At 44.5% G+C, this 24,812-nt stretch carries 20 protein-coding genes; 19 read left to right on the forward strand and 1 reads right to left on the reverse strand.

Features of this window, described 5'->3' with window-relative positions; translation table 11 throughout:
* Positions 1 to 2: 2 nt before the first annotated feature.
* From L0992_01730 to tldD, 19 genes are all read left to right on the forward strand, one after another.
* A complete protein-coding gene (locus L0992_01730) occupies positions 3 to 1,154 on the forward strand; it encodes an MSHA biogenesis protein MshN (GenBank protein XGB67455.1) in 1,152 nt (383 codons plus the stop codon).
* The gene (locus tag L0992_01735) at positions 1,144 to 2,868 is read left to right on the forward strand and encodes a GspE/PulE family protein (protein ID XGB67456.1); all 1,725 of its coding nucleotides are present in this window, start codon (positions 1,144 to 1,146) and stop codon (positions 2,866 to 2,868) included. The genes L0992_01730 and L0992_01735 overlap by 11 nt, the downstream gene beginning before the upstream one ends.
* A 12-nt stretch (positions 2,869 to 2,880) precedes the next feature.
* A complete protein-coding gene (locus L0992_01740; protein ID XGB67457.1) occupies positions 2,881 to 4,104 on the forward strand; it encodes a type II secretion system F family protein in 1,224 nt (407 codons plus the stop codon).
* A gap of 3 nt (positions 4,105 to 4,107) precedes the next feature.
* Positions 4,108 to 4,563 carry an MSHA biogenesis protein MshF gene (locus L0992_01745; protein XGB67458.1) on the forward strand — a complete coding sequence of 152 codons (456 nt, stop codon included), beginning with the start codon at positions 4,108 to 4,110 and terminating at the stop codon, positions 4,561 to 4,563.
* 79 nt (positions 4,564 to 4,642) lie between these two features.
* Positions 4,643 to 5,218: a prepilin-type N-terminal cleavage/methylation domain-containing protein gene (locus tag L0992_01750; GenBank protein ID XGB67459.1), complete on the forward strand. Its 576-nt coding sequence runs from the start codon at positions 4,643 to 4,645 to the stop codon at positions 5,216 to 5,218.
* 35 nt (positions 5,219 to 5,253) lie between these two features.
* The gene (locus L0992_01755) at positions 5,254 to 5,730 is read left to right on the forward strand and encodes a type II secretion system protein (protein XGB67460.1); all 477 of its coding nucleotides are present in this window, start codon (positions 5,254 to 5,256) and stop codon (positions 5,728 to 5,730) included.
* Positions 5,731 to 5,877: 147 nt separating this feature from the next.
* Complete coding sequence (locus tag L0992_01760; GenBank protein ID XGB67461.1) at positions 5,878 to 6,375, forward strand: type II secretion system GspH family protein; 498 nt, start codon at positions 5,878 to 5,880, stop codon at positions 6,373 to 6,375.
* On the forward strand, positions 6,372 to 6,734 hold the full coding sequence (locus L0992_01765) for a type II secretion system GspH family protein (GenBank protein XGB67462.1): 363 nt from the start codon (positions 6,372 to 6,374) through the stop codon (positions 6,732 to 6,734). Before L0992_01760 ends, L0992_01765 begins: the two co-directional genes overlap by 4 nt.
* Complete coding sequence (locus L0992_01770; protein XGB68665.1) at positions 6,734 to 7,456, forward strand: prepilin-type N-terminal cleavage/methylation domain-containing protein; 723 nt, start codon at positions 6,734 to 6,736, stop codon at positions 7,454 to 7,456. Before L0992_01765 ends, L0992_01770 begins: the two co-directional genes overlap by 1 nt.
* Positions 7,446 to 7,904 (forward strand): MSHA biogenesis protein MshP, encoded by a 459-nt coding sequence (locus L0992_01775; GenBank protein XGB67463.1) that lies wholly within the window; start codon positions 7,446 to 7,448, stop codon positions 7,902 to 7,904. Before L0992_01770 ends, L0992_01775 begins: the two co-directional genes overlap by 11 nt.
* A complete protein-coding gene (locus tag L0992_01780) occupies positions 7,901 to 12,268 on the forward strand; it encodes a hypothetical protein (GenBank protein XGB67464.1) in 4,368 nt (1,455 codons plus the stop codon). Before L0992_01775 ends, L0992_01780 begins: the two co-directional genes overlap by 4 nt.
* A 150-nt stretch (positions 12,269 to 12,418) precedes the next feature.
* Entirely contained in the window at positions 12,419 to 13,462 is a 1,044-nt protein-coding gene (locus tag L0992_01785; protein ID XGB67465.1) for a rod shape-determining protein, read from the forward strand.
* A 94-nt stretch (positions 13,463 to 13,556) separates the two neighbouring features.
* The gene (gene mreC / locus L0992_01790; protein ID XGB67466.1) at positions 13,557 to 14,444 is read left to right on the forward strand and encodes a rod shape-determining protein MreC; all 888 of its coding nucleotides are present in this window, start codon (positions 13,557 to 13,559) and stop codon (positions 14,442 to 14,444) included.
* Complete coding sequence (gene mreD / locus L0992_01795) at positions 14,434 to 14,922, forward strand: rod shape-determining protein MreD (protein XGB67467.1); 489 nt, start codon at positions 14,434 to 14,436, stop codon at positions 14,920 to 14,922. The genes mreC and mreD overlap by 11 nt, the downstream gene beginning before the upstream one ends.
* A gap of 7 nt (positions 14,923 to 14,929) precedes the next feature.
* Positions 14,930 to 15,574 carry a Maf-like protein gene (locus L0992_01800; GenBank protein ID XGB67468.1) on the forward strand — a complete coding sequence of 215 codons (645 nt, stop codon included), beginning with the start codon at positions 14,930 to 14,932 and terminating at the stop codon, positions 15,572 to 15,574.
* A gap of 20 nt (positions 15,575 to 15,594) precedes the next feature.
* Positions 15,595 to 17,064 carry a ribonuclease G gene (gene rng, locus L0992_01805; protein ID XGB67469.1) on the forward strand — a complete coding sequence of 490 codons (1,470 nt, stop codon included), beginning with the start codon at positions 15,595 to 15,597 and terminating at the stop codon, positions 17,062 to 17,064.
* Positions 17,065 to 17,074: 10 nt separating this feature from the next.
* On the forward strand, positions 17,075 to 20,947 hold the full coding sequence (locus L0992_01810) for a TIGR02099 family protein (protein ID XGB67470.1): 3,873 nt from the start codon (positions 17,075 to 17,077) through the stop codon (positions 20,945 to 20,947).
* A 74-nt stretch (positions 20,948 to 21,021) separates the two neighbouring features.
* Positions 21,022 to 21,834, forward strand: a complete 813-nt coding sequence (locus L0992_01815) for a carbon-nitrogen hydrolase family protein (GenBank protein XGB67471.1) — start codon at positions 21,022 to 21,024, stop codon at positions 21,832 to 21,834.
* 19 nt (positions 21,835 to 21,853) lie between these two features.
* Positions 21,854 to 23,299 carry a metalloprotease TldD gene (gene tldD / locus L0992_01820; protein XGB67472.1) on the forward strand — a complete coding sequence of 482 codons (1,446 nt, stop codon included), beginning with the start codon at positions 21,854 to 21,856 and terminating at the stop codon, positions 23,297 to 23,299.
* A 103-nt stretch (positions 23,300 to 23,402) separates the two neighbouring features.
* Here tldD and L0992_01825 read toward each other — a convergent pair whose 3' ends face one another.
* Entirely contained in the window at positions 23,403 to 24,782 is a 1,380-nt protein-coding gene (locus tag L0992_01825; GenBank protein ID XGB67473.1) for a PhoH family protein, read from the reverse strand.
* Positions 24,783 to 24,812: the final 30 nt, after the last annotated feature.

A 24,812-nucleotide genomic window follows, 5' to 3' on the forward strand; every position in this document is an offset into this window, starting at 1 on the left:
TTATGAGCGTCATTAATAACGCCTTGTCTGAATTGGCAAAGAAAAAATCAGCGACTTCCATCGAAGCTGCAGTCGTGCCGAAAGTAAAAACACGCTCTCCTTTCGTTTGGGTTGCTGCGGGTTTTACACTCAGCTTAGCTATGGGCGGTTGGGCGATTTCACAAGGTCCTGCTGTTGATAGTTCAATATCAACTCGGGACGTTCAAGTTTCTGTTGTTGATAGCGCTGAAGGTGAGCCGAAAACGGTAGTGACTCCACTTGTATCGTCACCAACTAAGAAGCTAGTGACGCTAGATTCTACGAACCTTTCTGCTGACAACACGACGATTGTTAAAAGCACTCAAACTCAGTCTGCTAAGTCCGATTCAGTTGTTGCATCGACTCAGGTAGTGACAAAGCCGCAAGTAACCTCTAAGTCTCAAAACGTACCTAAAACTGAAATCACAAAGCCAATCTATGTTGCTAGTGTGGCTAAAAAAGATTCTAAGCCACTCCCTAATGATTCCAAAGCGTCTGGAGATTCAGAAGATAGCGGAATAATGATTGAGCAGGTGGAGTTAACGTCTGAACAACTCTCTGTTAATGCCCAAGGTCGAGCTCAGAAAGCGCTTGATGCGAACGATCTTGCTGGTGCGTTGAAAGGTTATAACGAAGCGCTTCGCTATGCCCCAAGAAATGAAGATGTTCGTCAGAAGCTCGCGATTCTCTATTTTGGTAAGGGTGATACGCGTAAAGCCTACGAACTTTATCAGTCTGGTATCAAACTCAACAACAACAGCGAAAAATTGCGCTTAGGTCTATCAAAACTGCTGGTTAAAGCAGACCAATCTGAAGCGGCTTTGAGTCCATTAATACATTTACCACCGAATCCAACTCAAGACTATTTGGCGATGCGTGCCGCGCTGAGCCAAAAGTCACAGCAAGAAGAGATTGCATTAGAGAGTTATCAAAAACTGGTTGAGATTGATTCGGATAATGCTCGCTGGTGGCTAGGTTTGGCTATCCAACAAGAGCGACAGCTTGATTTTACGGCGGCAAAACAATCTTACCAAGGTGCGCTAGTCAGAGTTGGCATCTCATCTCAATCGCAAAGCTTTGTACGAGATCGATTAAAAATAATCAATGCTTTAGAGGAGAGTAGCGATGCAAATTAGATTAAGAAAAAGGCTTGGTGATTTGCTCGTTGAAGAGGGCATTATTACCGAGGCTCAAGTGGAACAAGCACTTGCCTCTCAAAAAAGCACTGGTCGTAAGCTAGGTGATGCACTGATTGAACTTGGCTTCCTGTCGGAACAACAGATGCTGAGCTTCTTATCTCAGCAGTTAGCCATTCCTCTTATCGATTTAAGCCGCGCTGTTGTCGATGTCGAAGCGGTTCAGCTTTTACCTGAAGTGCATGCGCGTCGTCTTCGTGCTTTGGTTATCGGACGCCAAGGCGATACTTTACGTGTTGCTATGAGTGATCCAGCCGATCTGTTTGCACAGGAATCTTTACTTGGCCAATTAGGCGATTACGCACTCGAATTCGTTGTTGCTCCAGAAAGGCAGTTAGTTGATGGTTTTGACCGTTACTACCGAAGAACCAAAGAGATTGCCTCATTTGCAGAGCAGCTTCATGCCGAGCACCAAGTTAATGAAGCCTTCGATTTTGATATTGCCGAAGAAGACAGCGACGAAGTTACGGTTGTTAAGCTGATTAACTCACTGTTTGAAGATGCGATTCAAGTTGGCGCTTCTGATATTCACATCGAGCCAGACTCAAATGTACTGCGCCTTCGTCAGCGTATTGATGGTGTGTTGCATGAAACCTTGTTAAACGAAGTCAATATCGCTTCTGCTCTGGTACTGCGCTTAAAGCTGATGGCAAATCTCGATATCTCAGAGAAACGTCTTCCTCAAGATGGTCGTTTCAATATCCGAGCGAAGGGCCAATCTGTCGATATTCGTATGTCGACTATGCCAGTACAGCACGGCGAGTCTGTGGTGATGCGTCTACTTAACCAATCTGCTGGGTTACGTAAATTGGAGTCGTCGGGTATCCCGAGCGATCTTCTGGTTCGCCTCCGCCAGCAGTTACGTCGTCCGCACGGAATGATCTTGGTTACTGGCCCTACTGGTTCGGGTAAAACAACCACCTTGTACGGTGCGTTAAGTGAATTGAACGAACCGGGTAAAAAGATCATTACTGCGGAAGATCCGGTGGAATACCGCCTTCCTCGTGTTAACCAAGTCCAAGTTAACCCTAAGATTAATCTCGATTTCTCTACGATCTTGAGAACTTTTCTGCGTCAGGATCCCGATATCATTCTTATTGGTGAGATGCGTGACCACGAAACCGTAGAGATAGGTCTGAGAGCAGCACTGACGGGTCACTTAGTATTAAGTACGCTGCATACCAATGATGCAGTAGACAGTGCACTGCGTATGATGGATATGGGCGCTCCGGGCTATCTAGTGGCAAGTGCCGTTCGAGCCGTGGTCGCTCAGCGATTGGTTCGTAAAGTGTGTAACGACTGTAAGGTTGAAGATGAGCTAGATGAACCTCGCAAGCAATGGTTGAGCGTTCGCTTCCCAAATCAGGTAGGCGTGCCATTTATGAAAGGACGTGGCTGCCAGAACTGTAACCTAACGGGTTATCGTGGGCGTATTGGTGTCTTCGAGATGTTGGAGCTAGAGCAAAACATGATGGATGCACTTAGAGCCAATGATGCCGTTGGTTTTGCTCAAACGGCGAGACAGTCTGAAAACTACAAACCTCTCTTGGCTTCTGCGATGGAATTGGCTTTGCAAGGTGTCGTGAGTCTCGACGAGATAATGCACCTTGGTGAAGGCGATGCGTCCGGTGCAACCGACCCAATTTATCTGTAGGGGTAGAGTGATATGCCAACTTATCGTTATGTAGGTCGCAGCTCCGATGGCAGTCAAGTTACTGGCCAGTTGGATGCGAATAACGAAGATCTCGCCGCTGAAAGCTTGATGAGTAAGGGGATCATTCCAACCTCAATCAAGCTGGGGAAAAGTGGCGGGTCTGTATTGGATATGGACGTATCTAGCCTATTTACGCCCAATGTCCCTCTTGAGGTGTTGGTTCTGTTTTGTCGACAGTTATACAGTCTAACCAAAGCGGGCGTGCCACTATTAAGGTCGATGAAAGGCCTCACTCAAAATTGCGAAAATAAACAGCTGAAAGCCGCACTTGAAGAAGTGGTTGCTGAACTCACCAATGGTCGTGGATTAGCAGCATCGATGCAGATGCACCCTAAGGTATTCAGTCCATTGTTTGTATCGATGATTGGTGTTGGTGAAAACACGGGTCGTCTAGATCAGGCTCTGCTGCAGTTGGCTGGATACTATGAGCAGGAAGTTGAGACTCGTAAGCGAATCAAGACCGCGATGCGTTACCCAACCTTCGTGATCAGCTTTATTTTGATTGCGATGTTCATTCTTAACATCAAGGTTATTCCACAGTTCTCGAGCATGTTCGCACGTTTCGGTGTCGACCTGCCTCTGCCGACTCGTATCTTGATTGGTATGTCGGAGTTCTTTGTTAATTACTGGGGCTTAATGCTCGGAGTGATCTTTGGTCTTATCTTTGCTTTTAAAGCCTGGGTGAAGACAGACAAAGGATTAGAGAAGTGGGACAGATTACGTTTGAAGATGCCAGTGATCGGTGGCGTTGTAAATCGAGCGCTGTTGTCACGTTTTTCACGTACCTTTGCCCTGATGCTAAAAGCGGGCGTACCACTTAACCAATCATTAGCGTTATCGGCTGAGGCTTTGGATAACCGTTTTCTAGAGCTTCGAGTTCAAGCGATGAAATCGGCGATAGAAGCGGGTAGTACGGTGTCATCTACTGCTATCAACAGCGAAATTTTCACGCCACTAGTGATACAAATGATTTCCGTCGGTGAAGAGACGGGTCGTATTGATGAGTTGCTGCTTGAGGTAGCTGATTTTTATGATCGAGAAGTCGATTACGATTTAAAGACTTTGACCGCCAGAATTGAACCAATCTTGTTGACCATAGTTGCGGGTATGGTGCTGATTTTAGCTCTGGGTATTTTCTTACCGATGTGGGGAATGCTCGATGCAATCAAAGGTTAAGGAATGCTAAATAACCTACAGCGCTCACGTTTTGTTATTTGGACTGTGGTTATCCTTTTTCTTGTGATTGGATTACTTTCGGCATGGGAAACGGTAGAAGAAGAAGCGACTAATACGGCATTTATCGTGGCGAGTAAACGAATTCTTGAGCAAGCAAATCTGTTCAAACAGCAGTATTTGTTAAAGGGTACTCAGCGAGAAAATGATTCGGAATCACCAAAAGTCTATAGCAGAACAGGGTGGATAATGCCGATTCAGGGCTCTGAGCGAGACTGCAATTATTGGCTGGATCAATTATATCCCCAAGGGAGTGTTTTAGGGCTAAGCTCTCCAAGTATTGAAGATAAAAGTGATAACATACAGTTTCATTGTAGTTATCATTATAGCGATAAATATCAGATAGATATATTACTCGAAAGAGAAAGGTTTAGTGTAAAAGCCAATATTTTGGCTTTGTGAAAATATTGACAGTTTTTTTATGGTTTTATACGAGCGCGAATGTATAATGCGCGTTAATAATTAGATGAGTAGGTAGAAAATGCTTAAGAATCAAAAGGGTTTCTCCCTTGTCGAATTAGTCATAGTGATCGTGGTCGTTGGTTTATTGGCGGTAGCTGCTTTACCTCGCTTTCTCGATGTGACAGATGAAGCCAAGAAATCAAGCATAGAAGGCGTTGCTGGTGGCTTTGCAACCGCAGTATTGTCGGCTAGAGCACAATGGGAAGCAGAAGCTAGACCATCAGAGAAGATAGGTGTTGAAACATACAATACTGTAAAATATGATGGTGTTGATTTTTGGTTAACAAGATCAAAGAACAGTAGCAACGTCGATACCGACTTTCGAGATGGCTACCCTTGGACTCTGAACAACAATTCTGGCACCGCGCCACAAGATATTTCAGATAAAACATGTTCTGAACTGATGGAAAACTTGCTGCAGAATCCACCTAAAGTTGGTGAGGTTTCAGTTGTTGCTAGTGACTCAAATTACAAATATTCAGCGCAAGCGAATTCTGGTGATGCAACGTGTACTTACGTTCAATTAGAAGGTAGTACTGAGCACGAATTTGTTTACGAAATTAAAACTGGTCGTGTGACCGTAACTTTGCAGTAAGTCTGCGTAAAATTAAACATAGAGAGAGCTTAACTATGAAAAGACAAGGCGGTTTCACCCTAATCGAACTAGTGGTTGTAATTGTTATTCTAGGTATTCTTGCTGTAACTGCGGCACCGCGTTTCCTAAACCTTCAAGATGATGCTCGAAATGCATCACTTCAAGGTTTGAAAGGTGCGGTTGATGGCGCAGCTGGCATTGTTTACGGTAAGTCAGCTATTGAAGGCGAAGAGTCTGTATCATCTGGGGCGGCTGTTGAAGGCATTGCTACCGCATTTGGCTACCCAACAGCAACGTCTGCAGGTATTGTTGCAGCTGTAACTGGCTTAGGCACAGACTGGACACAGGTTACTGGTACGGTTTCAGGTGCATCAGCAGATAGTATTAGTTTTGGGTTTAATGCTACAGATGTAACGTGTGTGGTAACTTATAACCAAGCAACTGGTACAACCGCAGATACAGCAGCAACAACATTTGTTACTATTGGTGATGGTTGTAACTCAAGCAACTAAAGCTCTTGTTGCGAATTGAGGCCAGCTTTGCTGGCCTTTTTTATTTTAGGAATAAACTAATAAATCTCTAATATTCACAATAGATATATTCATTGTTTTTATTCTATCTTGTAATGTAGAGCTGCGATTGAGCGACTTAGGATGTATATGGACATAAAGCCAAATAGAGGTTTTACGTTAGTTGAATTGATTGTAGTGATTCTTTTACTTGCGATTATATCAGCGACAGCTATTAGCCGTTTTGGTGGACGCCAAAGCTATGAATTGTATGCCCTACAAGAGCAGGCTTCTTCTGTCATTCGACAAATTCAGCTCAATAGAATGCAATCTAACACGGATATGTCTGTGTCAGGTGCTGAAAGCTTACGTTTAGTCGCTGCGAACAATTGCATCGGCTCGCAATCTGCTTGTGACAACTTATCTGAAACAAGAAGTGATGTTATCGCTAGTGATGATTATAGTTTCTCGTCTGTACCTACCTCTAGTTACTCTTCTCCAATCGAATTCAACCTTTTAGGTAACCCTGAAAATACTGCATCATCTGGTGTTCAAATTACTATCTCATCTAATAACAGTCCAGACAGAGCTTGGGTTTGTATCAATTCTCAAGGTTTTGTTTATCCAAGTAACCAGGTATGCCCATGAAGTACGTAAATAGTGGCTTTACGCTTATTGAGTCGATCATTGTTATTGTACTACTTGGTTTTGCAATGCTCGCATTTTCTACTTTTCTCGCACCACAATCCGCGCTTTCAGGACAAGTGAATTATTCCAACCGAGCTTCAGCATTAGGCCAAAGTATTATGACAGACCTTTTAGCTCGAGATTACGGCTCGGTGAGTTCTGGTACCCCAATTGAACTCGGCAGCACTTATACTAATTTTGATGTGGATTTGGTTGTTGCCAACGATACCCCAACTGCTTCGATGCAGAAATTTACGTTAACAATTACCGCAAGCAATAATCCTCCTATCACTTTAGTCGCTTATAAAGGGGAGTATTGATGAAGGGGAAAGGGTTTACGCTTATAGAGATGATTTTAGCTATTGTCATCTCAAGTATCGTCTTGCTTGGTGTCGCAAATTTTACTGAACTCGGTATGAGAGGCTATTTTGGCTCTGTAGAGCGCTTTCGACTACAAACCGAAGCTAGGTTTGTACTGGAAAAGCTTTCGCGTGAAGTGAGGCATGCTGTACCTAATCTGTTTCCTGCTTCTGTAAGTAGCGGTTGCGTATCATTTTATCCAATTGTTGATTCAGGTTTTTACGCTACCTCGGGGGCAAACATTAACTTTCTAGTTAGTGATACAGGAGCGACAAGCAGTTCATTGCAATCTATGTCATTGGTTATAAATCCGACTAGACCACATACGGATATCAGCAACCTAAACAATGTATACCTTCTTGATAGTGTGGTTCCTCCAAGCGTATCTGCTGCATACTTTTCTATTCCAAACGGAGCTAACACTCTTGTCAGTGAATCTGTAGGTAAAAGGCACTACATTTTTGACTCAAATAACCTTGTGGAGTATTGCCTTGCGAATAGTAATTTACTAACTCGTAATGGTGTCACAATAAGCGATCGAGTTATGAGTGAGAATAGCACCCTGAGTTATCAACCTGCAGATGTTCAGAGTAATGGTGTTGTTGAGTTGATTCTCGAATTTGCAGAAAATAATGAGTCCACAGTGTTTGAGCAAGATATACAGGTGATTAATGTCCCGTAAAGCAAGCCAAAGAGGTAGTGCGCTAGTCATGGTCATCTTTGTTATCGTGGTGCTTGGTTTCTTAGCGACAAGTTTGAGTCGAACGAGTTGGTCTGATAATGATTCAAACACTCGAGTTGTACTTGGCACACAAGCTTGGTTACTCAGCCATTCGGTTAATGAGTATGTTATGACTCAGTTTTATCCGGATCCTGATCCTCAGGCTTCTTCTGCCGTTGCTAGTGTTTGTAGCAGTAATGATCTTCAACCTGGAGGTGGGGTTTTTACGGTAGCAAGTTCTATGGTTGATGCAGCTTCGGTAAATTGTTCTCTTGACCGAGTGCAATGTTCCAATCGGGGAGAGCTTGATGGCTTTGTTTTCTATGTTTTAGAGTCGTCAGTTATTTGTGGTTCTGGTGTGAGCCAAGTGCAACGTAATCAAGAACTTTGGGTAAAGGAGGCTGAATGAAGCAGCTAAGTATAATATTGATACTACTATTTATTTCTTTTCCTTCTTTTGCCGATTTTTCATCGTCCCAATGCAGCTCACTTCATGCTGGAGACGATTTTTCCGTATGGTTTAAATTAGCTCCATCGTCTGGGGAAGATACTATATATGCGACTAAAAGAAATGGCGGTAGTCCGACCCCCATTTGGAGTAATGATAGTAGCGTTCAAAGCCCCGTAATTGATGATAACGAAACGTCGAATGGTGAGTTTTATGAGGTTTGGCTTGAATATGAAAGCGTCACGAATAAATCAGGATGGTTAATTTACAATTTGTGGGAAGGAAGTTCTTGGCGACAAGTTGGAACTCGTCAATATGCTGACCTTTCAGGGCTTTCTGCAGCGATTGCTGTTTCTGGCGATGGGGCGAGCGAAATCAAGTGTGATGATGATATAACCGAACCCCCTCCAAGTTATTCACCGCAAGCGCTTTACCAGTTTGGTGTCATACAATGTAATGGTTCAGAATGTAAGATTCCGTTGAATAGACCTTTTACGAATACACCACTTGTGTTTGTAATGCCGACTATCGATTCAGCTAATCCTGACTCAGATGCTCCTGCAACGTTAGTTGTGACTAATATTACGAAAACGGAAGCAACGATTGAGCAAATTAAAGCTCCGAAAAATGGAGGTGGCTCAGATTTAACTAGTCAACCAATGACTGAGGTGAGCTATCTTGCTATTGAGCCTGGTGTGGCTGATTTTAATGGTCATGAAGTTATTGCTGGTTACTTGGATACGAATAGATACAAATCAAAAAATGGCACAAATGGTAATGCCGAGTCCGTTGCATATTCTACATTTGGAGCCCAACAAGCCTTTAATTCTCCAGTTGTTCTTCATCAACTTCAAACAAGGAACAATGGTAGTAGATGGGTGACATCCGGTAAACTTATTGGGGGCAATGACAATAATGAAGCGAGGCTATTTTTAGAGTTATCGGCGTCAAGAGTTGGTAATAATTACCAAGAAGAACGGGTGGGTTTTATTGCAACAAATTCCACAAGTGGTTCAACGCTTGAAGTCGATGGCTATAAGGTTCAATTTGCAAGAGGGTATGAGACACCAAGTCAAAATGGTAATGACCCAATGCTCGATGGTTGTGAGGATAAATACGCCACGACCTCTCTAACGAATATTGATGGGATCATCGCCAATAAACAAGAGAGAGCCGGTGGGCACGGAGGCTGGTTACGTCGATGTAATATCAATAACGATCAAGTTAGTTTTGCTGTTGATGAAGACTTTAGAGACCGCACACATATTCCTGAGGAGGTAGGTTATTTTGCTTTTGAAATTGACGATATTTCAATTGATATTTGTGAGATATTCCCTGCTCCAGCGAGTTCTTGGAAGAATAATTCTCAAGTAACATTCAATAACGCTCCCAACTTTCCTAATGGTGAGTCTTTAAAGTATTTCATCGGTGGGTGGGGTGGTGAATCTTGCTCTCCAAGTGAAAGTAATTGCCAAGATATCAGGATGGGTTTTGACCGGTTAACTGATTACTCGAATTACCAGTACACGTGTCAGACAGGTACTTGTGTTACTGGTGGTGAAAAGGTTGACGCAAGTAAACTCTCGTCAATTAACTTTCCAGCGCTTAATGGTGATGTAGTGTTCAACAACTCAAGACCTGATGAAATTGATCAGACCGGAAGTTGTGAGGCTGCTTTGGTTGGAGATACATGTCACCCAGCAGGGCAAGGTGATGGTGTGATCAATATAAATGTGGATCTTAACTCACTAACCTTAGGATATGGTGGTTCTGATTATCCAGTTGAATACCGATTTCCAGCGAACAAAAAAGTGTATATCGGTAATCTCACATCTAATAGTTCAAATGTTACTTTGGCGGTTGGAGCAAATACCTATCATTATTTCAAGACACTAAAGTTTAATAGTACGAATAATACGATTAAGGTGAGCTCTAAGTCGGCGATATTAATAAAAGATTCATTAATCTTTAATAGCCCGGCAGACGTGAACAATGATCACGTTAGTGATGATTTGATTTTCTATGGCCCTGAGGCTGATGCCACATTCAACATCGCATCAGGGGCAATAGTTAATGCGCATATTTTATTTGATTCGATCCTGTTTAATAATGGTGGAACGATTGGAGGTTCAGTTATAACCAATAGCTTAACCATACATGACGCCAACACTGTGATCTTAGGACAGAATAGTTGTTACAGCCCTCCCGCGAGTTATCAATTGGATTTAAGCCCAAATAAAGACTTCTCTTTATTGTGTGAAACTCCACAAGTGACGGTCACCGTAACTGATACTCAAGGGAATCCAACCACGGAGCAAGTTGAAGTTTATATTACGACACCTGCTGGCATAACCGTTGATAGTGTTATTGAAGGGCACCATAACGGCGGTAATTCTTATTCGACAAATTCATCTGGGATATTAACGCTCGGTTTAGATGCTGATTCAATTGGGACTTATGAAATTGAGGCTGAATTAGCTTCTGACTCAAGCCAAAATGACTCTGGTGATTTTCTAGTATCGCTCTATAAATTTGAAGCGAGTGATGTATATGCTGTAGCCGATCAGGCTGCGACATTTGATTTGAAAGTATTAGCTTGCAAAGGCGATGAAGCAACATTGGTTTCAGGTTATCAAGGTGATAAAAACCTCGCAGTATCAGACTTTTCGTTGGTGAACCCCACCTCTGCTCAAGGAGCTGTTGATGGAAACTTATTGGTAAAAAGCAAGAGCGACTGGAGTGATACCTCGGTAATCTTTGAATTTGAAAGTTCCGCTCAAAGTACTGGTTCAGTTATTTACAGCGAAGCCGGTAAAGTTAGCTTCAAACTTTCCGACCCTACTTTTGAATGCCCTACGGGATATGATTGTGAAGATAACGATGGTGGAAGTTGGGACTCGTTAGAAGGTATCGTTGATGTCTATGTCAGGCCTTGGAAATTTGCCATCTGCACGAGCAACAATTCTGATGGAAACAGTAATAGTGGAAGTGCGTTTGCTGCTGCAGGGGAAGAGTTTGACGTGTTTGCTAAACCTATTCGGTTCACGAGTGATGCGAGTCAGCAATGTAATAATAGCTTGGTAACACAAAACTATTTACTTTCTGCAGGTGCCGTAGGTGCGACTCATACATTAGATACACCTAATAACAATGGTGCAGTGTTAGGGAGTTTAGAACCGACTAGTCAACTGACTCAATCTAGCTCTGATATAGTACTCGCAGATAATGGCTATAAATTTAAAAACTTAGAATATTCAGAAGTGGGTAGCTTTAATTTTACAGTGACAGAAGATTCGGACAGCTTTTACGGTAAGATCCTTGGTGGCTTCTCTGGAAGTAAGTCAATTGGTCGCTTCTATCCGAAATACTTCCTGCAAGAGAATCCTGAATGGAATGTCGCGAATCAAAACGATATTGCTTATTTAGGTCAGCCTTATGACTCAAGCGTTCATCAAGTGTATCCAATGGCATCTGGTGAAAGCAATGTTGGTAACGGGCTTAACAACTATCAATTCTTTGGCCCGAGCCTACAAGCCAGTTTTGGTGTTCTAGATGATACAGCTGTCGATAATGGGTTCTTGCTGGATACTGAGGCAGGCACTTGGTCTAATGATCGTAAGCATTGGTTGTTGAACGATAGTGCCGCTGTTCTTCAGAGAGTTACGGATTCTGATGATGTTAGCCGAAGAGATACACCGTTTAATACGTCAGACGCTAACTCCACTATTACTCACTTTGGCTTGACTGTTGTAGGAGTTGATCCTGTTTCATTTACTGACTCTGATACTTTGACTGACTCTGTCGAGTTTCCGGTCCAGCCTCCAGCTCGTTATGGCCGAATGGCACTTGATGATATTGGTGGTAATTCCAGTACTACTCTAACTATTCCGCTGCGAGCTGAGTTTTGGGACGGCAGCGAGTTTATTGTTAATGAGGATGACGATCGCAGCACCTTCAATGGCTCAAATATTTGTAAACAAGTCATTTGGACCAGTAATACAGTGAACACTACATTAGCATCACTTAATGGTAGTGGGGGTGTTGATGATGGCGAGGAAGCAGTAACAGCAAGTCAAAATACGCCAACAGGTACAGATTCGCCACGTGAACAAGTCCGTCTGTGGTTAAGAATGGATGATTCTGAGCCTGATAGTGATGGCGGAAATAACATCTCATGTAGTGGCAGTGATCAAGAACAACCATGGTTGCGCTACAATTGGCGTCAACTAGGCGATGAAGACCCCTCCACCGTCGTCACATTTGGTATCTACCGCGGTAACGATCGCGTGATCTACCGAGGGGAAAGTGGCTTAACAGGTCAGTAATAATATAATTTTTGCCCCTTAAGTTAGGAATCTGTAAGAAATTGCGGGTTTCAGTCCATGTTTGTACTTCAATGCCTTGCCGAGACAGCAAGGCATTGGTACATTTAGTGCAATTTTTGTCTTCTAATTCTTGCAGGATGAGCGAAGAATATGTTTAAAAAACTTCGTGGCATGTTTTCAAACGACCTATCGATTGATTTAGGTACAGCCAATACCCTTATTTATGTAAAAGGCCAAGGCATTGTTCTTGATGAGCCTTCAGTTGTAGCTATTCGCCAAGATCGTGCGGGTTCTGCAAAGAGTGTCGCTGCTGTTGGTCACGCTGCTAAGCAAATGCTTGGTCGTACGCCTGGTAACATCTCAGCGATCCGTCCAATGAAAGACGGTGTAATTGCCGACTTTTACGTAACGGAAAAAATGCTTCAGCACTTCATTAAACAAGTGCATGACAACAGTGTGCTTAAACCAAGTCCTCGCGTTTTGGTTTGTGTACCTTGTGGTTCAACGCAGGTTGAGCGTCGTGCTATCCGTGAATCTGCGCTGGGTGCTGGTGCGCGTGAGGTTTACCTAATCGATGAGCCAATGGCTGCTGCGATTGGTGCTGGCCTACGTGTATCTGAACCAACAGGTTCAATGGTTGTTGATATCGGTGGTGGTACTACTGAAGTTGCGGTTATCTCACTGAATGGTGTGGTTTACTCGTCTTCTGTTCGTATCGGTGGTGACCGTTTTGATGAAGCTATCATCAACTACGTTCGTCGTAACTACGGCAGCTTGATCGGTGAAGCGACAGCAGAGAAGATCAAACACGAAATCGGCTCAGCTTACCCTGGCGATGAAGTAGAAGAGATCGAAGTACGTGGTCGTAACCTTGCAGAAGGTGTGCCTCGTAGCTTTAGCCTAAACTCAAACGAAATCCTTGAAGCACTTCAAGAGCCTCTATCTGGCATCGTATCTGCAGTGATGGTTGCACTTGAACAGTGTCCACCAGAGCTAGCTTCTGATATCTCAGAAAACGGTATGGTACTAACAGGTGGTGGTGCATTGCTTAAAGACCTTGATCGTCTGCTAACAGAAGAAACAGGTATCCCTGTTGTTGTTGCAGAAGAGCCATTAACGTGTGTTGCTCTAGGTGGCGGTAAAGCTCTAGAGATGATCGACATGCACGGCGGCGATCTGTTCAGCGAAGAATAATATCTAGTGTTAGGCTCTTTTCTTATCTAGTTTTATGTAAAGAGCCTAGGACCTTGTCTATAGGATCAAATGTAGCTCTAGGACCAAATATAGAATGAAGCCAATTTTTGGTAGAGGTCCCTCTCTACAATTGCGCCTGTTTTTTGCTGTAATTTTATCAGCCAGCCTTATGCTGGCTGATAGTCGTTTAGATGCTTTCTCAAATGTCCGCTATCTATTGAACAGCATGGTTGCACCTATTCAATATGCAGCTAACTTACCTCGCACTATGTTCGATGGTGTTTACGACCGCTTTAGCACTCGTAAAGGGCTGATCGAATCCAACCATAATATTAAGCGTGAAGTCTTGCGACTGAAGAGCGAGTTGATTCTGCTTGAGCAATATCAAGAGGAAAACAAACGCCTACGTAAGCTATTGGGCTCTCCGTTTATCCGTGACGAAAAGAAAGTCGTTACTGAAGTTATGGCTGTTGATACTTCTCCATACCGTCATCAAGTGGTTATTGACAAAGGCTTGATCGATGGGGTGTATGAAGGTCAACCGGTGATTAACGAGAAAGGTATTGTTGGTCAAGTCACCTTTGTTGCCGCTCATAATAGCCGCGTCTTGCTGCTGACTGATGCAAACAATGCGATTCCTGTTCAAGTTATTCGTAATGACATCCGTGTGATTGCATCTGGCAATGGCATGATTGATGAAATTCAACTAGAGCACATTCCAACCAGCACTGATATTCAAGAAGAAGATCTGTTGGTGACATCAGGGTTGGGTGGTGTATATCCAGAAGGCTATCCAGTCGCTTATGTGTCTGCGGTTGAATCGGATCCTAAACGTGAGTTCGCGGTTATTAAAGCAGAGCCTGTGGTTGAGTTTGATAAGCTCAGATACCTGTTGCTTGTATGGCCAGATGAAAACAAACAAAAACAAGCGGATCAATCCAGCATAGAACAAGCAATGTTAGAGGGCGAAAATGGCCAATAGCGTTTTAAGAAGCAAGGTCGTAATTGGCTGCTCATTTTTGATCGCGCTTATTTTGCAGACGATCCCTTGGCCTGGTAGTTTAGATCTATTCAGACCTTCTTGGTTACTACTGGTTACCTGTTATTGGGTCCTAGCATTACCTCACCGTGTTAACGTAGGTAGTGCTCTGATTCTGGGCTTGTTGTGGGACCTGTTGATCGGCTCGACGTTAGGTATTCGAGGCATGATGATGGCAATAGTGATGTACATTATTGCGCTGAACTTCCTTGTGATCCGCAACATGGCGCTATGGCAACAAGCTATGATCATTGCAGCGTTGACGGTGTTGTTTGAGGTATTGATATTCTTTGGCGAATATTTGATCCAAGATGTCGTTTTCAATCCATTATCGCTATGGAGCGCATTGATAAACTGTATACTTTGGCCTTGGATGTTTTTATTAATGAGACGCGTGCGTCGCCATTGGCATGTGAGGTAATGTGACGATGGAAAAGAAACATTTAGTTTTGGCATCCGGTTCACCACGCCGCAAAGAGTTGCTATCTCAACTTGGTTATGAGTTTTCTGTTCTCGTAACCGATGTTGAAGAGTGTAAACACGCCCAAGAAACCGCCGAAGAGTACGTTAAGCGACTATCTTTAGATAAAGCTTTAGCGGCGCTGTCTTTATTAGCGACGAATCCTTCTGAAAAGCAGCATGTCGCTTCTGGTTCTGATACTGTAGTTGTTAGTTCTGATGCTATTTCTCTTGATTCTGAAACAGTGGTTCTTGGCTCTGACACTGTAGTGGTAAGCCAAGGGCAAGTACTCGAGAAACCAACCGATTTTTCTGACTCTAAGCGTATGCTTACTCAGTTAGCGGACGGACGTCATCAAGTGATGACGGCAGTCTCTGTGGTTTCGGAAGAAAAACAAAAAACAGAAATCGTTATTACCGACGTATGGTTTAAACCCCTCAGTGAAAAAGAAATAGAACAATACTGGCAAACAGGGGAGCCATGCGATAAAGCCGGTAGCTATGGGATCCAAGGTTTGGGTGGACGCTTTGTTACCCGAATCGAAGGTAGTTATTACGCCGTTGTCGGCTTACCTTTATTTGAAACGGACCAGCTACTGCAAGAATTCTTATAATTACTAATCTGAGGTGCACCATGAGTGCTGAATTGTTGCTGAACGTGACCCCGAGTGAAACTCGCGTGGCCATGATTGAAGGGGGAGCTCTTCAAGAGATCCATGTCGAACGAGATGCTCGACGCGGTATCGTAGGAAATATCTATAAAGGACGTGTAAGCCGTGTTCTTCCAGGAATGCAGGCGGCTTTTGTGGATATAGGCCTTGAGAAAGCAGCTTTTTTACATGCCTCTGATATTGTTCCGCACACTGAATGTGTGGCTGAAAACGAAAAGAAGCAGTTTCAGGTCCGCGATATTTCAGAACTTGTTCGCCAAGGACAAGACATTGTGGTTCAAGTGGTCAAAGACCCTCTTGGTACTAAAGGTGCCCGTTTAACGACTGATATCACTCTACCATCTCGTTACCTCGTCTTTATGCCGGGTGCTAGCCACGTTGGTGTTTCTCAGCGTATTGATAGCGAATCTGAACGTAACCGCCTTAAGAAGGTTGTGTCACGTTACTGTGATGAACACGGTGGTTTTATCATTCGAACTGCGGCCGAAGGTGCAGATTCTAATGAGCTTGCACAAGATGCGGCATTCTTGAAGCGACTTTGGCTAAAGGTTCTTGAGCGTCGTGGTAAGCACAAAGCGCGTACTCGTTTATACGGTGAGCTTTGCTTAAGCCAACGTATCTTGCGTGATTTCGTGGGAACTGAGCTGAGCAAGATTCAGGTCGACTCTCGTCTAGAATATGAAAACCTTAAAGAGTTTACTTCTGAATACGTGCCTGAGCTGACTGACAAGCTTGAGCTGTATGAAGGTGATAAGCCGATCTTTGATATGTACGATACCGAGAATGAAATTCAACGTTCATTGGATCGTAAAGTCGAATTAAAATCTGGCGGCTATCTGATTATTGACCAAACAGAAGCGATGACCACGGTTGATATTAACACTGGCGCGTTTGTTGGTCGCCGTAATCTAGAAGAGACGATTTTCAATACCAACGTTGAAGCGACCCAAGCAATTGCTCGCCAGCTGCGTCTGCGTAACTTAGGTGGCATCATCATTATCGACTTTATTGATATGTTGTCTGAGGAGCATCGTAAGCGAGTACTAACTTCTTTAGAAGCCGCGCTAGACAAAGACCGTGTGAAAACCAATATTAATGGCTTCACCCAGCTTGGTTTGGTAGAGATGACGCGTAAGCGTACTCGTGAAAGTATTGAGCATATTCTGTGTTCTAGTTGCCCTGCTTGTGAAGGTCGTGGCAGCGTGAAGACAGTCGAAACCGTTTGTTATGAAATACTTCGAGAGATTACGCGTGTGAACCGTGCGTACGATGCCGATAAGTTTGTTGTCTATGCGGCAGCGGCTGTTGCCGAGGCGTTAGAAGGCGATGAATCACATGCGCTTGCTGAGCTTGAAGTGTTTATTGGTAAACAAGTTAAAATCCAGGCTGAACCTCTGTACATACAAGAGCAGTTTGATGTTGTTATGATGTAATGGAAATTTTGTGAGCTCAAGCGTTACTCTGATTCTACGTGCATGTTTATGGTTAGTGGTTACTCTCTTAGTAACGCTAGCCATTGCCGTTACTACACTTCGTGTAGCCTTACCCAACTTAAACAAGTATCAATCTGAAATTGAGCTTTGGGTAAACCAACATTCCGGTTTTGATTTTTCAATTCAAGACGTGGGCGGTTTTTGGCGTAACACTCACCCCTCTATCGCTCTGCAAGGCGTAAAAGCCAGTCTTCCTAATGCAGAAGATGTGACCTTCTCTGTTGAGCGTGTTGAAGTCGAGTTTGACTTGATTCAATCGGTCGTTCAGATGCGTCCTGTCGTGGCCGATCTGGTCATGAATCAAATGTACCTCGATATCCGCACTATTGATCTGTTTGCTGCGCAAAACGGCACAGAGAAGCCTAAAGATTCAGGCTCTTCGAAGCGTGTGATGCAAGAGCTGGATAATCTGTTACTCAAGACTTTAGTGGATGTCACCGCCAAAGATTCCACGATTTTATATCGAGCTGTTTCTGATGAAGAACGTCAGTTAGATATCGAAACCCTGAAATGGCAGAATTCGGGCAAACACCACCTTGCGGAAGGTGTGGTGAGCATTAAAGACGCCAACCTTAACTCTTTGTCAGTGAGCGCTAACTTTATTGATGGCGGATCTCTGACAGATGTGACGGGCGAGTTTTATGTCAGCGCAGACAGTATCTCAGTAAAACCTTGGCTAACGCGTTATATGCAGGCGGAATCCGGCATTGAAACGGGCACCGTGAGCTTAAATAGCTGGCTAACATTGCGTAATAGCAAACCTGTGAGCGCTTATGTTGAGGTTTTGCCTTCAGAATTGACATGGAACGAAGATGGCAAGCATGATTTGATGCTTGAATCTGGTGTCTTTAAGTTGTCTCCGATTGATGATGGTTGGCAAGTAAATGGTCACTCACTTAATCTGAGAACAGACGATACACCTTGGCCAGAACTGGATGTGGCGTTTAAGTGGAACAAAGGGCCTTGGGAGCTGAATGTCTCTGAACTCAATATTGAGACTATTACTCCGTTAATTAAGCTGCTGCCGGATTCAGAACAATCCACCAAAATGATTAATGTCTTGGCACCGGGCGGCTCTGTTTCTGATATTCGCGTATCCATGGGTTCAGGTATCGAGAGTCTGCGTTATTCAGCGAGCTTCTCTGATCTTGCTATCGAGCAATGGGAACTAGTCCCTGGCTTTAGCCAAGTGTCCGGTAGCGTGTTTGGCTCTGCATCAGAAGCGAAAGCAAGCCTACATGTTATCGATGATGTATTCCCTTATGGTGATGTTTTCCAAGCGCCGTTGAATATCAAACAAGGTCAGGTTGATATTGTTTGGCAGCAAGATGAAAACGGCTGGAAGCTTTGGTCTGACAAAGTCACGGCAGCCACGCCAGATCTACAAGTACTAGGCGCATTTCGCTTAGACTTTCCAAAAGATGCGAGCCCATACCTCTCATTCTACGGTGAAGCGGACGCTTACAATGTCGGTGAAACATGGCGCTACCTGCCAACATTAGCACTTGGACAAGACCTTACCGATTATCTTTCTACTGCGATTCAAGCAGGTAAAGCGGATACCGTAAAACTGTTGTGGCATGGTGAGTTGGCGCAATATCCATACACCAATCATGATGGTATTTTCCAAGTTTGGGTAGGATTAGAAGACGCTAAATTCAGCTTCGATACCGCGTGGCCATTGATTACCGACCTTCAACTTGATCTGTTATTTGAGAATGATGCAATGCATCTAGATTCTCGCTCAGCACAGTTGATGGATGTAACGGCAGACCGAATCACAGGACGCATTCCTTACTTAGGGGAAGGCGGTCATATTGAGATTGAGGCCAAGGCAACGGCGTCTGGCAATGCGGTACGCGATTACATGACGTCTTCGCCGCTGGTGGGTTCGGTAGGCGCCGCGTTAACTGCACTTCAAGTCAGTGGTGATGTATCTTCGGAATTTCAGCTTAATATCCCGTTTGATTCGGATAAAGAAGCAAGAGCGTGGGGTTACGCTGACCTAAACGAAAACCATGTAGAGATTGAAGCGCCACCTATGGTGCTAGAGAACACCACGGGTCGTATTGAATTTGATAATGATGTGGTGACGGCGAACGGCCTTGCTGCGGATTTGCTGAAGCAAGGTATCTCGATTGACTTTAAAGGCCTGAATGATGGCCCTGGCTATGCGGTTGATATCGATGTGTTAGGCGATTGGGATGTTAAACCTCTCGAGCCTTACATTGGTGAGCAATGGCTAAGCCGTCTGTCTGGGCATGCGCAATGGCAAAGTCAGATTGATATCCAACTCAATGATATCGGTTTTACATACCAGTTAGATTTGCAGTCCGATCTTAAATATCTGGCAAGTGATTATCCATATCCATTGGCGAAAAAATCATTGGAAAGTGGCTCTGCAAGGCTACAAGCGTCGGGCAACCAAGAAGCGATTACAGCGCGTCTGCAACTGCCGAATACCAAGTACCAAGCTGAAATCGATATTACAGGCGATGTGCCTGAGTTAACGGCAACTAACTTAGTTCTCGGCCGTGGTGGCTATAAAATTAGCCCTGTTGTAGGTCATCATGCATTGATTCGTACTGACAAGTTTAATGCGGATGATTGGTTATCGGTTTTGATGGAGCCCGTACAGCCGTCAACTGCTGTGCTGAGCCAAATGAACACGCCAACCATTCCAGCGCCAAGCCGTATTACTTTTGAGAGTAAAGAGCTGATCTTAGGTGGTATTTCTTGGAACGATGTTGATTTTAGCGCTCGCAAGAACAAGCAAGCTTGGCAGATGGAAGTGTCCAGCCAAGAGCTAGAAGGCGATATTAATTATTTGCCTCCTTACGACTTAACGGTTTCACTGGATCGTCTGCACTTGTTTGTTCCTGAGTGGAGCGATAAAGACAAGCAAGAGCAATTACTGCAACGCAAACCGCAAGAAGCGCCATTGATCTCTGAACTAGATAGAAAGATCCATGATGCGATGCCGAATTTGACGCTGACTCTTAACGATTTTTGGCTGCAAGGCTATAAGGTCGGTAAAGTCGATGTTGAGATGGCTAGACAAGATAACCGTATTGATTGGAAGAAGATTCAGGTTCGTAGCGGCGGCAACAAAGCGGATGTTAGTGGCTGGTGGGAACTGGACGGTGACAAGAGTCATTCCGCGCTAACGGTTGATGTTGAAGGCGAAAACAACAGTGAGCTAATGGAACGCTTCGGTATTACTTCCGGTATTCAAAAAGCGCCATTTGCGCTGGAAGGTCAACTGAATTGGGATGGTTCGCCTTGGGGAATCAAAATGGATACCCTTGATGGCAATGTTAAAACCAAGTTTGGTAAAGGCATTATTTCAGATGTGAGTGGTGCGGCTCGCTTGTTAGGTCTGTTCAGCTTGGATTCGATCATCCGTAAGATGCAGCTCGATTTTTCTGACGTGTTTGATAAAGGCATGGCATTCAACAGCATCACTGGTACGGGCGAGATCCAAAACGGTATCTTCCTAACTAATGACCTGAATATGGATGCGGTGGCCGGTGAAATGACGATCAAAGGTATCGCTAACCTCAATACTCGTCAGGTGGATGCAGAGGTGAACTTCACTCCAGATATTACCTCGGGTATCCCTGTATTAACGGCGTTTGCGGTAACCCCTCAAACCGCGTTGTACGTGTTGGCGGTAACTACGGTGATTTCACCCGTTGTGGAAGTCTTTACGCAGGTTAACTACTCAGTGAAAGGACCGCTTGATTCACCAACGGTGAGCGAGCTTTCTCGTAGCTCTGGAGAGTTCCAGCTACCAGAGAAACTGAGGAAATTAGCGGAATAGTCGTTAGATGCTAGTGAGTTAATATGCGGCTAAATACAGATTTCTGAATCATAATGAATGGAGATGCGGTACACATGGATTGTGTTGGATTGATTCAAATGACTTCAGGCCCTAACCCTGAAAGTAATCTCGATTATCTCGCTCAAGAGATAGTGAAGTGCAAAGAGTTAGGGGCTAAGTGGGTAGTTTGCCCTGAAAATGCATTGGTTTTTGGCAGTAAGGCAGACTATCACCAATATGCAGAGCCTTTAAATGACGGCCCATTGCAAAAGCAATTGTCTGATCTAGCCAAGCTTCATCGTGTTTGGATTGTTGTTGGCAGCATGCCGATAAGGTCAGCCAAAGGCGTGACTACTACCACCTTGGTTATTGATGACTTTGGCTGCCTGGTTGCTCACTACGACAAGCTACACATGTTTGATGTGGATGTCGCAGATGCCCATAAGTGCTATCGAGAGTCTGACATTTTCACGCCGGGTGAACAAGTTGTGACAGCGGAAACGCCTTTTGGTCGCTTAGGTTTGAGTATTTGTTATGATGTGCGCTTTCCACACTTGTATTCAGAGTTACGTAAGCAAGGTGCGCAAATTATAGTGGTTCCGGCAGCGTTTACCGCAGTAACCGGACAGGCGCATTGGGAAGCACTATTAAGATGCCGTGCGATCGAAACACAATCGTGGATCGTCGCGGTAGGGCAAGGTGGTAAGCATCCTTGCCAAAGAGAAACATGGGGACACTCTATGGTGGTTGATCCCTGGGGAAGAGTGGTCGCACAGTTAGACCAAGATCCTAAAAGTATGGTGGTTGAGATAGACACGTCCAGTTGCGAATCAATCAGGCAAAATATGCCTATCGCGCAACACTCTCGATTTACCAATCAATTTTAATTACAAACAAGAGCCATCTATGAGCATTAATCAAATTGAAGAAGCGCTACTGAACCCAACAGGGCTTACGGAGCAAAATATCGCAGATACATTGGCGAGCATTGCTACCCGCCAAATTGATTATGCTGATATCTACTTTCAGTCAAGCTGGCACGAATCTTTGGTGCTAGAAGACAGCATTATTAAAGACGGCTCTTTCAATATCGATTGCGGTGTTGGTGTTCGTGCGGTATCCGGCGAAAAGACCGGCTTTGCTTACTCTGACCAAATTCAACTGGATGGTCTTAAACAGAGCGCGATTGCCGCTCGTGGTATCGCGAAGCAAGGTCAAAACGGCAAGGTACAAGCTTTCAAACGCAACTCTAACCAAGCTTACTATGATGCAGTTAACCCGCTAGCGAGCTGGGAAAAACAGCAGAAAACAGAATTACTGAAATCATTAGACGCTTACATTCGTACTAAAGAGCCTATGGTGACTGAAGTATCGGTAAGCCTAAGCGGTGTGCATGAGCAGATGCTGGTTGCTGCGACGGATGGAACTTACGCTGGCGATATTCGTCCGCTTGTTCGTCTATCAATCAGTGTACTTGCGCAGAAAGGCGATCGCCGTGAGCGTGGTAGTGCTGGTGGTGGTGGCCGTTTTGGTTACGATTTCTTCTTAAGTGATGACAAAGGAACCCAGGTTGCTTACCAATTTGCTGATGAAGCGATTCGCCAAGCGCTTGTTAATCTTGAAGCAGTGGCTGCGCCTGCTGGTGCAATGCCTGTCGTTCTTGGTTCTGGTTGGCCGGGCGTGCTACTGCATGAAGCGGTAGGTCATGGTTTAGAAGGTGATTTCAACCGTAAAGAGTCATCAGTATTCTCGGGTAAGGTTGGCGAGCAAGTTACTTCAAGCCTATGTACGATTGTTGATGATGGTACATTGACTGATCTTCGTGGTTCATTGAACGTCGATGATGAAGGTGTAAACGGTCAGTACAACACGTTAATCGAAAACGGCATTCTAAAAGGTTACATGCAAGACAAGCTGAATGCTCGTCTAATGGGTGTTGCTCCTACAGGTAACGGTCGCCGTGAGTCTTATGCGCATCTTCCAATGCCACGTATGACGAACACCTACATGCTACCGGGTGAACACACACCTGAAGAGATCATTGCGACGGTTGAGAAAGGTATCTACGCACCAAACTTCGGTGGTGGTCAGGTTGATATTACTTCTGGTAAGTTTGTGTTCTCAGCTTCTGAAGCGTACATGATTGAAAACGGTAAGATCACTCACCCAGTTAAGGGCGCAACACTGATCGGCTCTGGTATCGAAGCGATGCAGCAGGTGTCTATGGTTGGTAACGACCTAAGTATCGACCGTGGTGTTGGTGTATGTGGTAAGGCTGGTCAAAGCGTGCCAGTGGGTGTTGGTCAACCAACATTGAAACTCGACTCACTAACCGTTGGTGGTACTGAGTAATTCAGACGAATCTCTGCCAACTTACTTCAAAAGATTAAATAGAAAAGCGCCTCCAATGTGAGGCGCTTTTTGTTTTTGAGGGAGGGTTAGTAGTAGAAAGCGATTACATGTTCTCTTCAGCAAACTCTGCCAGTCGGCTACGTACCACACCATTGAGGTGGATATTGGCACTGCCTTCGAAGTTTTTAAAACGCTCAACCATGTAGGTTAAGCCTGAAGTCACAGGGGTTAAATAAGAAGAATCTATCTGTGCTAGGTTACCTGAGCAGACAATCTTGGTCCCTTCACCACAACGGGTGATGATGGTTTTGATTTGTGATGCAGTGAGGTTCTGACACTCATCGAGAAGCACAAACGCATTCTGGATGGAACGGCCACGCATGAAGTTGATCGACTTGAACTGGATATTGGCTTTGTCACAGATGTACTTCATTGAACCTTCGGTGCAGTGGTCATTCTTGTGCAGCGCTTCGAGCGTATCGGTTACCGCGGCCAACCAAGGTAACATCTTCTCTTCTTCGGTACCCGGAAGGAAACCAATCGACTCACCAATGTCTGGCGTGTTTCGGGTTACGATGATCTTATCGAACTGTTTACGTTCAATAGTTTGTTCAAGCGCAGCGGCCATCGCTAACAGTGTCTTACCACTACCTGCTGCACCAGTGAGGATTACCAGATCAATATCAGGGTCGAGCAGGGCATCGATCGCCATACCTTGATAGACGTTCTTGGGTGTGATGTCCCACGCTCTGCGATTCATCAGTCTTTCACGACTGAGGTCTCTCAGTGTGATGCTTTCTGGCTCAATTTCTTCGACTCGAGCGGCAAAGTCACTCTCTTCGTCAATCACATATTGGTTGAGGAACGTAGGTTCGAATGGTTCTCTTGCTAAGGTGTGCAGCGTCTTGCCGCCTAAACTTCTGCTCTCGACATTGTCGATACCATCCCAAAATGAACCTTCGAGCTGTTGAAAGCCTTTGGTGAGGTATTGGATATCATCGATCAGTTGGTCGGTTTGATAATCTTCAACGAAACGGACACCAGCGCCTTTGGCTCGTAAGCGCATGTTGATGTCTTTGGTGATGAGAACCACTTCGCGTGGCGCGCGTTTGTTTTGAAGATAGAGGACAGCGTTGAGGATTCGGTTATCGCCAGCTTTGTCGTCTGCGAAGGCCTTGATGCTTTCTTGAAGTTCGTAATCTGCGAGTATTGAAATACTGCCAGAGGCGTTAATCTCTTTAGAAAATGGAATGCCTTCCGAGATTTGGTCTGGTGTGGCTTCCCTGAACAGGTCTTCGAGCGTTCGAATCGCAATTCTCGCATCTCGAGCAACGTCTCTCTTACTGTCTTTGATTCTGTCGAGTTCTTCTAGCACTGTCATGGGGATAACGACATCGTGCTCTTGGAAAGAAAATATAGCGAAGGGTTCGTGAAGTAGGATATTGGTGTCTAAAACAAATAGCTTCCGGTTGGTCTCGCCCATAGCATCTCCTTGCCGACGTGCGGCTTGCCT

Source organism: Vibrio pomeroyi (assembly GCA_041879425.1).
Lineage (GTDB): Bacteria > Pseudomonadota > Gammaproteobacteria > Enterobacterales > Vibrionaceae > Vibrio > Vibrio pomeroyi_A.

Coding starts and splice junctions, on each gene's coding strand:
- L0992_01745 (XGB67458.1), top strand. CDS start 4,108: ATGCTAAATAACCTACAGCGCTCACGTTTTGTTATTTGGACTGTGGTT.
- L0992_01775 (XGB67463.1), top strand. CDS start 7,446: ATGTCCCGTAAAGCAAGCCAAAGAGGTAGTGCGCTAGTCATGGTCATC.
- L0992_01735 (XGB67456.1), top strand. CDS start 1,144: ATGCAAATTAGATTAAGAAAAAGGCTTGGTGATTTGCTCGTTGAAGAG.
- L0992_01765 (XGB67462.1), top strand. CDS start 6,372: ATGAAGTACGTAAATAGTGGCTTTACGCTTATTGAGTCGATCATTGTT.
- L0992_01800 (XGB67468.1), top strand. CDS start 14,930: ATGGAAAAGAAACATTTAGTTTTGGCATCCGGTTCACCACGCCGCAAA.
- L0992_01740 (XGB67457.1), top strand. CDS start 2,881: ATGCCAACTTATCGTTATGTAGGTCGCAGCTCCGATGGCAGTCAAGTT.
- L0992_01755 (XGB67460.1), top strand. CDS start 5,254: ATGAAAAGACAAGGCGGTTTCACCCTAATCGAACTAGTGGTTGTAATT.
- L0992_01750 (XGB67459.1), top strand. CDS start 4,643: ATGCTTAAGAATCAAAAGGGTTTCTCCCTTGTCGAATTAGTCATAGTG.
- L0992_01815 (XGB67471.1), top strand. CDS start 21,022: ATGGATTGTGTTGGATTGATTCAAATGACTTCAGGCCCTAACCCTGAA.
- L0992_01780 (XGB67464.1), top strand. CDS start 7,901: ATGAAGCAGCTAAGTATAATATTGATACTACTATTTATTTCTTTTCCT.
- L0992_01730 (XGB67455.1), top strand. CDS start 3: ATGAGCGTCATTAATAACGCCTTGTCTGAATTGGCAAAGAAAAAATCA.
- L0992_01760 (XGB67461.1), top strand. CDS start 5,878: ATGGACATAAAGCCAAATAGAGGTTTTACGTTAGTTGAATTGATTGTA.
- L0992_01770 (XGB68665.1), top strand. CDS start 6,734: ATGAAGGGGAAAGGGTTTACGCTTATAGAGATGATTTTAGCTATTGTC.
- L0992_01785 (XGB67465.1), top strand. CDS start 12,419: ATGTTTAAAAAACTTCGTGGCATGTTTTCAAACGACCTATCGATTGAT.
- rng (XGB67469.1), top strand. CDS start 15,595: ATGAGTGCTGAATTGTTGCTGAACGTGACCCCGAGTGAAACTCGCGTG.
- tldD (XGB67472.1), top strand. CDS start 21,854: ATGAGCATTAATCAAATTGAAGAAGCGCTACTGAACCCAACAGGGCTT.
- mreC (XGB67466.1), top strand. CDS start 13,557: ATGAAGCCAATTTTTGGTAGAGGTCCCTCTCTACAATTGCGCCTGTTT.
- L0992_01825 (XGB67473.1), bottom strand. CDS start 24,782: ATGGGCGAGACCAACCGGAAGCTATTTGTTTTAGACACCAATATCCTA.
- mreD (XGB67467.1), top strand. CDS start 14,434: ATGGCCAATAGCGTTTTAAGAAGCAAGGTCGTAATTGGCTGCTCATTT.